Genomic DNA, 14,704 nt, shown 5'->3' with positions numbered 1-14,704 from the left:
AAATAGAACAGCCAAGCATTAAGTAGAAAAACCATTCGCCACATACACCATGCAACTCAACGCTGGCTGCGAACTCTCGTTTGACGCCCAGGAACCAACACCATTAGTACTAATGCTACGCCCTCGTTCGGGAGCGGGGCAGTGGATCATTCGCGAAGAATACCAGATTACGCCGGCAGTCAATGTCACTGAATTTACCGACATGTATGGTAATCTCTGCCAGCGGCTTGTGGCGCCTGAAGGGCCATTTTCTATTCACTTTTCGGCAACGGTTCAAACTGCCGATGAAAGTGACGTAGCGCCGGGGGCTCCCTACACACCCGTTGAGGAGCTACCAGATAGCGTATTGCATTACACACTACCCAGCCGCTATTGCCAGTCAGACCAGCTGGGCGACCTGGCTACTCAAATTACCGATGGCGTAGAACCTGGCTATGACCAGGCAGAAGCTATTCGTCAGTGGATTCATAAAAACGTTACGTATCAATATGGCACAAGTGATGCCAGTACATCGGCAGTTGATACGGCTGATAAACGCATCGGTGTATGCCGCGATTTCACGCACTTAGGCATTTCGCTGTGCCGGGCTCTTAACATTCCAGCTCGCATGGTTGTAGGTTATCTCTATCAACTGGATCCGATGGATCTCCACGCCTGGTTTGAAGCGTATGTAGATGGTCGTTGGTTTACATTCGACGCTACCCAGGAGCAACCACGTGGTAATCGCATTACGGTTGCCTATGGCCGTGATGCGGCTGATGTGGCCTTCACGACGCAGTTTGGGCCAATGACGCTGAATGACATGAAGGTATGGGTAGACGCGGATGAGCCGACGGCCGACGTTAATGAAAAAAAATCTGAATCGATTCCAACCTTTTCTACATCAATTGGATCTTCTACTTAATTGGCAACAGACGATGAATAAACGACTGCTTTTCTGCGCTTTGTTAGGCTCGTTAACCGCCTGTCAGCAGGACAATGACGTCCAGCCTAATTCGTCGTCATTAGCGGCTGAAGTGGCCGGTAAGTATCAAACTAATTTTTTTCTTGATCCTTCCTGCGTTGCTGTTCCTGCCGACAAAATGCCCTTTGCTGAATTGAGAACTGAGTCAGACAGTACTGTAACACTGGTTTATACCCGGTTGTATCCGAATAAAGATATTCGGCAGATTCCAAATGTTGTACTGAGTCGCCAGACGGAGGCCATTCAATTGAGGGTTGCTGATTCGAGCATCGGTACATTACAGGCGGACCGGATCTTTACCGATAGTGGTATGGAAAAGCAGGGTAAACTGCTCAGGATTTCTGTGCAATCGAATAATCCTCAAAACACTTTGTATTTCTCAGGATACAAATAGTAGGAGTTTAGTTACGCTCTTTTCAAATGGTTAGTATAAATGCGTTAAGTAAAAAGCGCGGCACCGTTGGGAGCCGCGCTTTTTTGTAATATAGTAAGACTGTTGATTACCGGACTGCGAACTCACCAGCTCCGATACGGAAACCTTCAGAATACAACTCAACGGTGTATTTACCTGGTTTGTAAGGAATGCCACGAGTATAAAGCAACTCTACATTCTGACCGTTGCTAGTGTAGTTAACGGTTTGCTTAGTGGTATAGATCGTCTCATTGCCGTCGACCTGGAACGTTCCGGATCCGTTAGCCATATCTGACACAACAGCTCCGGTAGGATCAAGCACGCGGACATAAACGTCCTTAGGCTCTTCCTTCGTTAGCGGGTTATCCAGCAATGTGTAAACCAGCTTAATCTTATCGAGACGCTTTGCTTTGTAAGCATCATCTTCTTTCACCTTGCCTTTGGCATTAACCGCAAACACTTTCACGTTCTGTGCTTTTAAGGCGGCAGCCCGCGTTACTTTTGTACTGAGTTCCTGGTTCTGGGCCACTACGTTCGTAACTGAGTCTGTAAGCCGTTGCTTTTCAGTTTTGAGCCCCGTATTTTCCTCGTCCAACACTTTGACGTTGGTAGCCAGAGTAACATTTTCGCGCTGAAGATTAGCAATAAGCGTGTCCTTTTCTACCAGGAATGCTTCATACTGCTTAATCTTTCCTTCGTATTTGGCTAGTGAAATGGCCGAGACCCGATTGCCACGACGCAGGGCCGCTTTGTCTTGCTCTAATTGGGTTCTTACTTTTTCTAACTCTGTAATATCACCCCCTAGTTTTTGTACTTCGGCAATCTTAGCGTCCAACGCCGTTGAGATAGAATCTAACTTAACGCGGGTTGTTGACAGTTCTTCTACGCGTTCAGAGATTGTCACCTCCTGATTTTCCGATACTTTCTTCTGATCGAAGTACAAATAACTCGATACCCCAGCCAAGCCTGTCATGATAATAAGGGCTGCCAGCAGGGCACCGTTGGTCCTAGGTTTTTGCGGGTTGTTCTCCATAGCAATTTTCAGTTTAACAGTTGAACATGCACATACTTGAAAAAGCCGCTCTCGCGGTTATGTAAAAGTTGTTACATCTGCCTATGTAGTAATGGTAAAAAAAGTAAAGTTTTGCTATGGGGCTTCTCAATTAAAAAAGTGAAAACATATTGACGGAACGTTGCTTTATACCAACGTATTGTGGACGTTAACCGATTGCCGTCTAAAAAAGTTTTCGGTCAAGTGGCTGAATCATAGTGAAGTACGTACTGATAAACAAGGAGATAAGCCGAATAATAAATACATTATCTTGATATAATGATGTGGTTTGTTCACCCGCAAGATCATTGTTGGGTTTTGTAACGATCTAACATCATGAACAATTGTCTGCTAAATCTATAAATAATGCCTGAGTTACCCGAAGTTGAAATCCGACGCCAATACCTGGAAACATCGGCGCTCTACCAGCCTATCAGCCATATTGAAGTAGAGGATAAAAAATTACTAACGACTGATTATAGCTTGTTAATGAATACACTGGCTGGGCGGTCGTTTACGGCAACCCGACGAGTGGGTAAAAATTTATTTGTATTAACTGACGTCCCTGGTGCAATTGTTCATATGCACTTCGGAATGACCGGCGATTTAGAGTACTACCACGCGTCTCTCGATCGACCAAGGTTTGCTCGCATTGTGTTTGAATTCAGCAGCGGGTTTAACCTTGGTTTTCTTTGCCCCCGTAAGTTTGAGCGGGTCGGCCTTATTAATAACATTGATGAGTTTTTACAGCGTAAGAAGATTGGAAAAGATGGCTTAGACATCTCTCTGTCTGAGCTCGCCGAGCGTATTCGTCGCAAAAAAGCCTTAATCAAACCCGTCTTGCTCGATCAGAGCGTAGTGGCTGGATTGGGCAACTGGATTGTCGACGAAGTGCTTTTTCAGGCGTTTATTCATCCCGAACAACGTGCCGATACGCTGACTGACGCACAAATGGCTCAGCTCCACAATGCTATTCGACTAGTTCTTGAAACCGCTATCCGATACGAGGCTACCTACCGAGATTTCCCGAACAGCTTTCTTATCCACGTGCGGGAGTGGGACGATTCACCCTACGATGATGTTGAGGCCCATAAATTTTGCCCGCGTTGTGCCACGCGCATTGAGCGTTCGGTCGTTGGCGGGCGCACTACGTTCTTCTGTCCTAAGGATCAAGTAAAGCTATAGGTCCTTTATGTTGCCAAACCCGATCACATCCCGGTACACAGGATTGTCTCGGAGCTCGGTGGCCCGCATAAGTTTATCAGTGCCAAACTTGGCTTTAATATCGTACAGAGTCTGCCTGAGCTTGTCTTTACGTACATTTTTGTCAAACAAACTCAGGGGTACAACGTCGGTAGGAATGAACCGAAAGATGGTTACCGACATGCTACGTAAATGTTCATTTAATACCGGCTCGCAGCGGTGTGCTTGCTGAAATTTTTCTAAACGCTGGCAAATGATTTGGTATAATTCAGGTCCGTCTTGCTTTGGATCGGAAAAGCGTACTTCGTAATTGTAGGTCTTACCGTTGTGGTATCGGCACGAGAAAGACATTTCCTGGCAGAACACACCCTGACGTACCATCCGCCGTTCGAGTGTTAAGCAAAGCGATTGCAGGAGTTCGTCAAGCTGTTCATACGAACTTCGCTGATCGGCAGAGATCGTACGCATAGCCGACATACTTTTATACTCAGTATTGGCGGCTAAATCGACCTCGCCCCCGAAGTTGAGCCGCAAGTGCCAATGCCAGCCGACGATACTTTTGCAAACGGCCTGTAAGTGCTGGGGCGAAGCATACCGTAGATCCAAAGGCGTAAGAATACCCTGTTCCTGCAGGCGAGCTGCCATACGGCGGCCAATACCCGGCAAATCAAGCAAGGTTAGTGAGCTTAGGACATCATCAATCGTTTCGGGAGTAATGACAACCAGTCCGTCTGGCTTCTGAACATCCGATGCTAGTTTGGCCAGGAATACATTGGGAGCGATACCAATTGAACATCGCAGCCATTCGCCCACGTTTTTACGAATAGCCGCTTTGATGTCATGAGCTACCTGCCGCATGTCTTTATAAGCCAGTTGATAATTCGTCAGATCAACTACAGCTTCATCAATACTCTTTGGTACGACGTCGTCCGAAAACTGCCGTAGCACGTTAACGACGTCGGTATGAAACTTACGATAACGATCCGGGTGCGTTTCGATTGGTACCAAATCTGGGCACAATACGATGGCTTCGTCTAGCCGCATCCCTGTCTTGATTCCGCGCTGCTTAGCTTCTATAGAAGGCGAAATTATGCAACTATGCTTGCTCGTATACACGCATACACCTACTGGTCGGCCTCGAAGCCAGTAGTTGGCCTGTTGCTCGCAGGAGGCAAAGAAGCTATTCATATCGATAAATAGCACCGTAGGTAACGTATGCGTGGAAAGTCGGTTCCGGTTCATTAATTTTCCGATAATAAAGTTGCAGACAGTGCTATCATACGTCTGTATTTGTAGTATGTTTGTTGTAATACAAGCGCAATATATTTTACTTGTATTATAGTAGCAATATATCCATACTACAATGGGTGAAAAATGTTCAGAAAAAATTAACGATACAGTGAGCATACAAGATCGTCTGAAGCAGGTTTTCGATGCATTAGGCATTACTATCTACCAGATAGCTAAAGAGTTGGGAGAGAACCCATCTAAATTTTATAACATCCTAAATGGCCGGGCCAAACCGTCGTATGATACAATCATGAGCCTGTTAGCCTGTTACCCACAAATCAGTGCCGATTTTCTGATTCGTGGGCATCTTCCGATTCTAAATGCCCCCGAAACGAATGCTACGTTAATCCCTGCTTCCGATGATACGGTAGAGGTGCCGTTTGTGCCTGTTCGGTTTTACGCCAGTTTTGTAGAAAGTTTTGCCGACGGGTCTAACGCTACTGAAGCGGAGACGTTTTTGGTTCGGGCCTCCGTCACAAAAGGTCACAAGCGTGCCGTGGTCATTGAGATTTCGGGGAATAGCATGAGCCCTCAACTGGCCCATGGCGCAAAAGTATTGGCAGTACCTATTAGCGAAAGCGACTGGGAATATCAGTCAGGAGGAGTGTACGCCGTTATGTACCGCGACTATTTCGTGGTTAAACGGATTCGAGACAACGAGCTCTTAACCCGCAAGTACCTTACCCTACATTCAGATAATCCGAACGGTGGCAACGTAACGGTTCCGCTACAGGACATTCGGGGGCTGTGGAAGATCGTAACGATCGTTGAAGCTCCGGTTGAGTAAGTTAAAAGAATTGTTAAGCAGGTGGTCAGCAGTGGTCAGGTATTGTCAAAAGTTGTGGGAAGTAAGACTATTGGCAATACCTGACCACTGCTGACTACTTATTTAGGCTGCCACTCGCTCCTCGGTTTGCATGGCTTCTTTCTGATGAGCCCACATTTCCTGAAAAACAGCGCTGTTTTGTCGGAGGTCTACAAAGCTACCTTCATCCACAATTCGACCGCTGCGTAAGATGTATATATAGTCGAACATTGGGAGTAGATGCAACCGGTGCAGCGTTGACACGACAGCCTTGTCCGAAAACTGATGCAGCATTTTGTGGTAGATCTCAAACTCCGCTTTAGGATCTACGCTACTGGTTGGCTCATCCAGAAGAATGATGTCGCTGGTACGTGCGGCCAACACACCTCGTGCTAACGCTAACCGTTGCCGCTGACCACCCGACAGGTTTAGTCCCTTCTCCTGAATGCTCGTTTCTAACCCATTAGGTAAGTGCTTTACGATCTCGGCGAAATGCGCGGTCTGGCAAACATCCATCACTTCGGCATCATCAAAGGGCAGGCCAAGCGTAATATTATAGCCAATGGTGTTTTCAAAAATTTCAGGCTCCTGCGGAAACAAAGTCACCGTGTTTGCCAATATCTTCATATCAGAATAGCCTTGACCATCAACCTGTATCGACAAGCCCGGCTCCGTCGAGTAAAGGCCCCGCAGTAAGGTGAGTAAGGTACTCTTACCCGAACCGCTTTCACCGATAAACGCCACCCGCTTGCCTCGGCTGAGTTGAATGCTTACATCGCGCAATGCAGGTACATCACGCTTGGTAGCCCCGAAACTACTGTGCGAAAAATTCAGATTGGATAACGTAATAGTTTGCCACTGTTGGGGTAACGATGCTTGAGGATCTAATCGCTCATGTTCAGCATAGGCTTCACCAATCCCCCGTGCCGTCTGCACATCCGTATTATATTGCACGATCTGCGTATACTGATACGCTACGTCATTAAAAACGCTCGTAAACTGGTTAACATAACCCAGCAGCGTTACCAGGCCTCCGATATAAAATACCTGTCCCGGAATGTAATGCTGGTAGACATAGCCTGATGCAATAACAACATAAATCAATGCCACCAGCATACTGGCTACAAACCACTTCCATTCGTTAATTTTTACCTGACGCATAAACGGCGGAAAGATGGCTGCAATCTTGCCGTTGAAGCTTTCTTCAATGCGTTTCTCTAGTCGAAGTGTGATAACCGTAACAATATTTGATAAGCTATCAAACAAGGTTGATGACGCAACGTGTTCGCGCTCGTTGGTCTCATCGAGGGCCTTGATAAATGGCCGGTCGAAGCGAAGGATAACGTACACCGTCAAGGCTCCTAATGCCACGCCAATCAGGCCGAAGGCGGGGGAGAAGTACAGCATAGCTCCAAACGAGAACAAAAACTTAGAGAGGGCATGCAGATACATAAAGCCATTTTGAAAGAACGATTTCAAGGCATCATAAGCTTTCCGGATACGGTTGATGGTTGAGCCACTATGGTGATCTTTATGCCAGCTAACAGGCAAGTGCAATGTCTGATGATAGAGCTCATCGAGGAAGTTACGGCTAAGGTTAAAAGCCAGCCGACGTTCGAGCACACGGGCTGGGCCATGAAACGCCCATTCTACTACTTTTAAGGTCATGAAACCGATAGCATATAGGTAGACGATGTTCATAACATCAGTGCCTTTACGCTGAACAGATTCAACAAACCAACCAAAGAGAAGGGGATGTAAAGCGGCTACAATGTTAGCTAGCACGAACAAAACGTATATAAGTATATACTGCTTTTTTTCCTGCCGTGCATACTGCCAGGCCGTGCGGAGTAAGGCCAGGTAGGGGTTTTGCATGATCTTAAGTTACGGTAATGATTCCAGCCCGGAATCGTGTTACAAATTTGTACAAAAACCTAGAAAGTAAGGTTCTTCTATCGACTAAATTTTTATTCTACATTGACGGATTTAACATTTCTTTAATGAGCTACCCAGGGTGTGTTCATTTAGTGATGCCCTGTGCATTCATATAAGCATGCCAAGCGGAGATATTGCGCCCGTGTCTTCTCTTAAGCGGCTGTGTATACTAGCAAGTAAGCCTTCATATTTCATGATCTTCCTTTTGTTTTCTAGTTGGCTTTCAGTAATTTTGCGACCTGATTCGTAAAAGGTGCCGTTGGACGAACTGATTGGCCCCTTCCCGCTGTTTAGAATTAAATAACTCTCAGTATAACAAGCTAATGGCTCGCGATTTAAATTTCACGAGAAACATCGGTATCGCTGCCCACATTGATGCGGGTAAGACGACCACAACCGAACGCATTCTCTATTACGCCGGGGTAAGCCACAAGATCGGTGAGGTTCACGACGGTGCCGCCACGATGGACTGGATGGAACAAGAGCAGGAGCGGGGGATTACGATCACCTCAGCTGCTACGACTGTTGACTGGACCTATCGGGACAAAAAATACCACATCAACATCATTGATACACCGGGTCACGTTGATTTTACCGTTGAAGTTAACCGCTCTTTGCGCGTACTCGATGGTCTGGTGTTCCTGTTCAGTGCTGTTGATGGTGTTGAGCCTCAGTCAGAAACCAACTGGCGTCTGGCTAACAATTACAACGTGGCTCGTTTGGGCTTCGTAAACAAAATGGACCGGTCTGGTGCCGACTTCCTGAACGTGTGTAAGCAGGTGAAGGAAATGTTGGGCAGCTATGCTGTTCCCCTTCAGTTGCCAATTGGCGAAGAAGACAACTTTAAAGGAGTTGTTGACCTCGTTAACTTCCGGGGTATCGTGTGGAACGAATCTGACAAAGGCATGACCTTTGAGGTTGTCCCCATCCCGGACGATATGATTGACGAAGCCACCGAATGGCGCGAAAAACTGCTCGAGGCAGTAGCCGAATTCGATGACTCGTTAATGGAAAAATATTTCGAAGACCCTGAGTCGATCTCGGAGGATGAAATCCTGGCTGCTTTGCGTAAAGCAACGATCGCCATGAAAATCGTGCCGATGCTTTGCGGATCGTCGTTCAAGAACAAGGGCGTTCAAACCATGCTCGACTACGTAATGGCTCTATTGCCATCGCCGTTGGACAAGGAGAGCATTAAAGGAACCAACCCGAACACAGGCGAAGAAATTTCTCGGAAACCATCTTCAACTGAGCCGTTCTCGGCACTGGCGTTCAAGATTGCTACTGACCCTTACGTAGGTCGTTTGTGCTTCGTTCGTTCGTATTCAGGTGTGCTGGAGTCGGGTTCTTATATCCTGAACAACCGTTCGGGCAATAAGGAGCGGATCTCTCGTATCTTCCAGATGCACGCTAATAAGCAGAACCAGATCGAGCGTCTGGAAGCTGGTGATATCGGCGCTGTGGTTGGATTTAAAGATATCAAAACGGGTGATACGTTATCGGATGAAAAGAACCCAATCGTTCTTGAGTCGATGGTATTCCCGGATCCCGTTATTGGTTACGCGATCGAGCCGAAGAAATCAGCTGACCAGGATAACTTTTCGAAAGCTATTGGTAAACTGATCGAAGAAGACCCAACCCTTAAAGTTGAGTCGAACGAAGAAACCGGCCAAACCATCATTCGTGGTATGGGTGAGCTTCACCTCGAAATCATCATCGACCGTATGCGTCGTGAATTTAAGGTAGAAGTGAATCAGGGAGCTCCACAGGTGGCTTATAAAGAGAAGCTGACTAAGAACGTTGAACACCGTGAAGTGTACAAGAAGCAAACGGGTGGCCGTGGTAAATTTGCCGATATCGTGTTTGAACTTGGACCTCGTGGCGAAGACGAAACGGGTGTAGTGCAGCCAGGCTTGGAGTTTGTAAACGGTATTGTAGGTGGTGTGATTCCTCGCGAATTCATTCCTGCCGTACAGAAAGGCTTCGACGAATCGCTGAAAAACGGTCCGTTGGCTGGCTTCCCGCTCGAAAGCATGAAGGTTCGACTATTCCATGGTTCATACCATGACGTTGACTCCGACTCGCTCTCGTTCGAAATGGCAGCTCGTCTGGGCTTCCGTGAAGCGGCTCGCCAGGCCGGTCCAAAACTGCTCGAACCGATTATGGCGGTTGAAGTTTTGACACCGGAAGAATATACCGGTCCAATCACTGGTGACCTTAACCGTCGTCGGGGTGTGATGAAAGGTATGGACACTAAGGCTGGTTCACAAGTGATCAAAGCCGATGTGCCTCTATCGGAGCTGTTCGGTTACGTAACAGACCTGCGCACGATGTCTTCAGGACGTGCTACCGCTAACCTGACGTTTTCGCACTATGAAGTTGTGCCACAGAACATCTCAGATACGGTTGTTGCTAAAGAAAAAGGAACGGTGAAGGCGTAAGCCTTTTAGATATTGGGCAGTGATTTATACGAGTCATTGCCCATTTTTTGTGCTGTCGGAGTAAATGGTTCTTTCGGCGGTACTCATTTTAACACATAACGAACCACAACACAATGAGCCAAAAAATTCGTATTAAGCTGAAGTCATTCGACCACATGCTGGTTGACAAGTCAGCTGAGAAGATCGTAAAGGCCGTGAAGTCGACAGGTGCTGTCGTGAGCGGGCCGATTCCGTTACCAACGGATAAGGAAATTTACACCGTATTACGGTCGCCACACGTCAACAAAAAGGCGCGGGAGCAGTTTCAACTCTGCACCTATAAGCGGCTAGTCGATATTTATAGCACCAGTGCTAAAACTGTAGACGCGCTGATGAAGCTCGAATTACCAAGTGGGGTTGATGTAGAGATCAAAGTCTAACAATTTACACATGTAACGGCTTAAAGCATGCCGCAAGTGCGAGACAACAGCGTTTCGAGCTTGCGGCATTGCTGCTTTCACCGCTTGTTTGCTTGTACGTTTATGGTTGGAAAGGTTAAAAAAGGATATGTTTTATTTGAATTATAAGACTCCTTACCTAGTTTCTTGTTATATTGTACATCACGGCAAATAGCCGCGTTAATGAGAGTTCATGGCCATGTTAAATGTAATTCAGCTACTACCCGACTCAATTGCTAACCAGATTGCGGCTGGAGAGGTAGTGCAACGGCCAGCGTCAGTCGTGAAAGAGTTGCTCGAAAATTCAGTAGACGCTAAGGCTAAATCAGTACAAGTTATTATTCGTGAAGCAGGAAGGAATTTAATTCAGATAGTAGACGACGGCGTAGGTATGACCGAGACGGACGCCCGTATGAGCTTCGAACGGCACGCTACCTCCAAAATCCGTTCGTCTGACGATCTGTTTCGTATTCGCACCATGGGTTTTCGCGGGGAAGCGCTGGCCTCAATTGCTGCTGTGGCGCAGATCGAGATGCGCACACGTCGGGCCGAAGATGAACTTGGGACGCTCATCCGGATTGAAGGCTCTGACATTAAAGCACAGGAGTCAATTTCGTGTTTACCAGGTACGAACCTGTTGATCAAAAATCTGTTCTTCAACGTTCCGGCCAGACGCAACTTCTTGAAGTCTAACTCAGTCGAGATGCGGCATATTATCGACGAGTTCCAACGTATAGCGCTTGCCAACCCTGAAGTGGGCTTTTCGCTCTTTCACAACGATCAGGAAATTTATAATCTCCCCGCTGGCAAGCTCAGCCGTCGCATTATCGATATGTTTGGAAAGAGCTATCGGGAGCAACTGAATTTTTGCGAAGAGCAAACGCCTTACGTAACAGTACGCGGTTACATTGGTAAGCCTGAGTCGGCCAAAAAAGCCCGGAATGAGCAATTTTTCTTTGTCAACAACCGATACGTTAAGCATAACTACTTGCACCATGCCGTAGTGGGGGCTTATGAAGGCACCCTGCCCGAAGGAAGTCATCCGTTCTATGTGCTGTTTATTGATATTGACCCGTCGCACATTGATATTAACATTCACCCTACCAAAACAGAAATAAAATTCGACGATGAGCGGTCTGTGTATGCCATTATGATGGCGGCCGTTCGGAAGGCAGTGGGTGTGTATAATTTAGCACCCTCGCTGGACTTCGAATCCGACGTTAATTTTTTGTCTGGGGGGCGTTCTGGAGGAGTTGTTAAGCCTGCTTCTACAGAAGCAAAATCAGATACGCCAAAGCCTATAACTACCTCATGGTCTGTAAGTACGCCAAGTGAGGACAACGGCACCAATTCAACTTCTAAAGCGGTGTCTGAGCGTAGCTCATCTCGGAATAGCTCGTTAGATAAAGCAGCGGGCAGCAGTTTCGATATGCCTGGCAGGCCTAATCCTCGTCCGTCAGTCAATAACTGGCAAGCGTTGTATGAAGGGGTGGTGGGAGTCGAGAATCCAGACCGCTCTACTGTAGAGCCCGGTGATTGGTTAGGACCGGCTAAGCAAGAGCCTTCGGAGAAAGAGTCCAACGAAAGTGAACATGTCACGCTCGGCAGCCGGGCTAATCAATTACAGGTTATCGAGACAAGGCAAGAAGAAACGCTACCAGCGGTTGATGATGAAAACATTGTTCAGTTGCAGAATCGCTATTTATTAGCACCTGTTAAATCAGGAATGCTGCTAATCGATCAGCGTCGCGCTTACGAACGAATTTTATACGATCAATTTCATGCCGCTTTAACTAAGCGAACCGGCTCTTCTCAGCAACTCTTGTTCCCTAAAACAGTTACCTTAACACCCGTAGATTTTCAGTTAGCGCTCGAACTACGCGAAGATCTCATAAATTTGGGTTTCGAATTTGATGAGCTCGGGCAAAATACGTTTGTTATTCGTGGTGTACCAGCCCTGACAACCGGTGAAAATGAAGAAGAACTCTTCGCAAATCTGTTGGCTCAACTGCGGGCTGATACCGGGCGACTGAAGTTAGATCGAGCTGAATCGCTGGCCCGGTCATTAGCCCGGCGTTCGGCAGCGAAGCATGTTACGCGTTTAGGGCCGGCTGAATGCAAGGCTTTGGTAAATCAGCTATTTGCTTCCGATAACCCAAGCTACACACCAAATGGCGAGCCTGTGACGGTGATGTTAACGTTAGATAAGATTGCGGGACTTTTTCGCTGACATTTGGGTTATTCAGGGTAAATTGTCAAAATAAGATGTTTGCTCTTACCCCCGTAGTCCGTGCGTTATTGGTTATAAACGTACTGGTTTTTTTTGTTACGAACGAAAATATCATTCAGCAGTTTGGCCTACACTCGTTTCTTTCCGACGAGTTTAATCCCATCCAGCTATTAACACACATGTTTCTGCATGGTGGTTTGAGCCACATTTTTAGTAACATGATTGGCTTGGCTGTATTTGGCCCAATGTTAGAGCGCTACTGGGGACCTAAGCGGTTTACGTTCTTTTATTTCTTTTGTGGCTTTGGAGCTGCGCTACTCTTTTCAGGAGTAAACTATTTTGAAATACGTGACGTATATGAAGCGGTTCGTGATTATCGGGCCAACCCAACGCCGGATGCTTTTTTGGCATTTATCGACAACCAGGCACCGTCGTTGTATGATCGGATTATCACTTTAGTTGAACAATTTCAGCGAAACCCTGGCGACCCTACCACGCAGGAATACACGCTAAAATTAGTCAATCGAATTTACGCTGATCAGGTTAACGAGCCCATGGTTGGCGCATCAGGTGCGATTTTTGGCGTGATAATGGGTTTTGGCCTGCTGTTTCCAAACACTGAATTATTTTTATTGTTTCTACCTATACCGATCAAAGCTAAGTATCTCGTTATTTTCTACGGAGCTTATGAGGTTTATTCGGGCGTTTATCGTGCACAAGCTGACAACGTAGCTCATTTTGCCCATATTGGCGGCATGTTGTTTGCATTTATATTGATAAAATACTGGGGTTCACAACGGAAAACGTTTTATTAGTAATGAGCGGGTTGTTAGATGATTTTCGAAGCGAATTCAATAAGCCCAACAATACGTTGGTGCAATTGATCTTAATTAATACTGTTGTGTTTTTGGTGCTGTTGCTGACTAAGATAAGTCTGACAATGGCTAGAGAAGACGGCGTTTACTGGTTAATCCGGGAACAAATCATGATTCCTGGTACCATCGGTGCCTTCTTGCATAAACCGTGGACTCTATTTACGTACTTTTTTGCACACGACGAGATCTTTCATATTCTTTACAATATGTTGTTTTTGTACTGGTTTGGTCGCCTGATTGACGAGTATCTGGGTAATCGTCGGCTGATCGGTCTGTACATTATGGGGGGCTTAGCAGGCGGCTTATTGTACTTGTTTATGTACAATCTGGTCCCATACTTCCAGGACCAGGCTGATACCGCCCGCATGTTGGGCGCGTCGGCGGCTGCCTTTTCGGTAGCGGTTGGAGCGGCTACATTGCTGCCAAACTACACTTTTCATCTGTTGTTCTTTGGACCAGTACGTATTAAATACATTGTTTTCTTCTTCATTGTCCTGTCGATTGCCCAATCGGCTGGTATGAACGCTGGAGGGAACCTGGCTCACTTAGGAGGAGCGCTGATGGGCTTTGCTTATGTTAAGTTGTTGCAGAATGGTACAGACTTAGGTCGTCCAATTTATTGGGTGGCTGATGGTTGGAGCAATCTGCTCAAGCCTAAGCCAGCCGTGAAAGTATCGTATCGCCAGCGGAGCAACGCGAATACGCAGGCTAGTTCATACGTACCAGCGGGCGGGGCATCATCATCGATCTCAACGCCCGATCAAGACGAAGTCGATACTATTTTGGACAAGATTTCTCGTTCTGGCTATGAAAGTCTCACCCGCGAGGAGAAACAAAAACTATTTCGAGCCAGCCAACGTAATTAAGTTACGAATTGCGCTTTACGATGTACGATTTGCTATCACAAAGCCCTTCGATCGAAGGGCTTTGTTCGTTTGATACATCTGACGGCCTTGCATTAGGTTAAATGTTAGCGGTAAATCGTAAATCAATTCGTACTTTCGCTGCTTAAATTTATGGGACAACCACCGAAGGAAACATTGTATTCTGTACGTTTGTTG

The 14,704-nt window shown here is 46.6% G+C and carries 12 protein-coding genes; 9 read left to right on the top strand and 3 right to left on the bottom strand.

Annotation, left to right across the window (positions count from 1 at the left end; genetic code table 11):
- Positions 1-49: 49 nt before the first annotated feature.
- Positions 50-904 (top strand): transglutaminase domain-containing protein, encoded by an 855-nt coding sequence (locus ACFSUS_RS17460; RefSeq protein WP_381524802.1) that lies wholly within the window; start codon positions 50-52, stop codon positions 902-904.
- Between the two features lie 13 nt (positions 905-917).
- The gene (locus ACFSUS_RS17455; RefSeq protein WP_381524801.1) at positions 918-1,358 is read left to right on the top strand and encodes a hypothetical protein; all 441 of its coding nucleotides are present in this window, start codon (positions 918-920) and stop codon (positions 1,356-1,358) included.
- 106 nt (positions 1,359-1,464) lie between these two features.
- On the opposite strand, the gene ACFSUS_RS17450 is transcribed toward ACFSUS_RS17455, so the two are convergent.
- A complete protein-coding gene (locus ACFSUS_RS17450) occupies positions 1,465-2,409 on the bottom strand; it encodes a hypothetical protein (RefSeq protein ID WP_381524799.1) in 945 nt (314 codons plus the stop codon).
- Positions 2,410-2,793: 384 nt separating this feature from the next.
- On the opposite strand from ACFSUS_RS17450, the gene ACFSUS_RS17445 reads away from it, so the two are divergent.
- Positions 2,794-3,612: an Fpg/Nei family DNA glycosylase gene (locus ACFSUS_RS17445; RefSeq protein ID WP_381524797.1), complete on the top strand. Its 819-nt coding sequence runs from the start codon at positions 2,794-2,796 to the stop codon at positions 3,610-3,612.
- Here the strand turns inward: ACFSUS_RS17445 and ACFSUS_RS17440 are convergent.
- The gene (locus tag ACFSUS_RS17440) at positions 3,607-4,872 is read right to left on the bottom strand and encodes a DNA polymerase Y family protein (protein ID WP_381524795.1); all 1,266 of its coding nucleotides are present in this window, start codon (positions 4,870-4,872) and stop codon (positions 3,607-3,609) included. The genes ACFSUS_RS17445 and ACFSUS_RS17440 overlap by 6 nt on opposite strands.
- Positions 4,873-4,993: 121 nt before the next feature.
- Here ACFSUS_RS17440 and ACFSUS_RS17435 point away from each other — a divergent pair, with 121 nt between their 5' ends.
- Positions 4,994-5,707, top strand: a complete 714-nt coding sequence (locus ACFSUS_RS17435; RefSeq protein ID WP_381524793.1) for a LexA family transcriptional regulator — start codon at positions 4,994-4,996, stop codon at positions 5,705-5,707.
- 102 nt (positions 5,708-5,809) lie between these two features.
- Here the strand turns inward: ACFSUS_RS17435 and ACFSUS_RS17430 are convergent, their stop codons facing one another.
- Positions 5,810-7,600: an ABC transporter ATP-binding protein gene (locus ACFSUS_RS17430; RefSeq protein WP_381524791.1), complete on the bottom strand. Its 1,791-nt coding sequence runs from the start codon at positions 7,598-7,600 to the stop codon at positions 5,810-5,812.
- A gap of 383 nt (positions 7,601-7,983) precedes the next feature.
- On the opposite strand from ACFSUS_RS17430, the gene fusA reads away from it, so the two are divergent.
- From fusA to ACFSUS_RS17405, 5 genes are all read left to right on the top strand, one after another.
- The gene (gene fusA, locus ACFSUS_RS17425) at positions 7,984-10,101 is read left to right on the top strand and encodes an elongation factor G (protein ID WP_381524790.1); all 2,118 of its coding nucleotides are present in this window, start codon (positions 7,984-7,986) and stop codon (positions 10,099-10,101) included.
- A gap of 113 nt (positions 10,102-10,214) precedes the next feature.
- Positions 10,215-10,520 carry a 30S ribosomal protein S10 gene (gene rpsJ / locus ACFSUS_RS17420; protein WP_381524787.1) on the top strand — a complete coding sequence of 102 codons (306 nt, stop codon included), beginning with the start codon at positions 10,215-10,217 and terminating at the stop codon, positions 10,518-10,520.
- Positions 10,521-10,737: 217 nt separating this feature from the next.
- The gene (mutL, locus tag ACFSUS_RS17415; protein ID WP_381524880.1) at positions 10,738-12,768 is read left to right on the top strand and encodes a DNA mismatch repair endonuclease MutL; all 2,031 of its coding nucleotides are present in this window, start codon (positions 10,738-10,740) and stop codon (positions 12,766-12,768) included.
- Between the two features lie 35 nt (positions 12,769-12,803).
- The gene (locus ACFSUS_RS17410) at positions 12,804-13,583 is read left to right on the top strand and encodes a rhomboid family intramembrane serine protease (protein ID WP_381524784.1); all 780 of its coding nucleotides are present in this window, start codon (positions 12,804-12,806) and stop codon (positions 13,581-13,583) included.
- A gap of 2 nt (positions 13,584-13,585) precedes the next feature.
- Complete coding sequence (locus ACFSUS_RS17405) at positions 13,586-14,509, top strand: rhomboid family intramembrane serine protease (protein WP_381524782.1); 924 nt, start codon at positions 13,586-13,588, stop codon at positions 14,507-14,509.
- Positions 14,510-14,704 lie beyond the last annotated feature (195 nt).

Origin of the sequence: Spirosoma soli, from assembly GCF_042684525.1 — a bacterium.
Taxonomy (GTDB): Bacteria; Bacteroidota; Bacteroidia; order Cytophagales; family Spirosomataceae; genus Spirosoma; species Spirosoma soli.
This window is presented reverse-complemented; position numbering and strand designations above follow the sequence as displayed.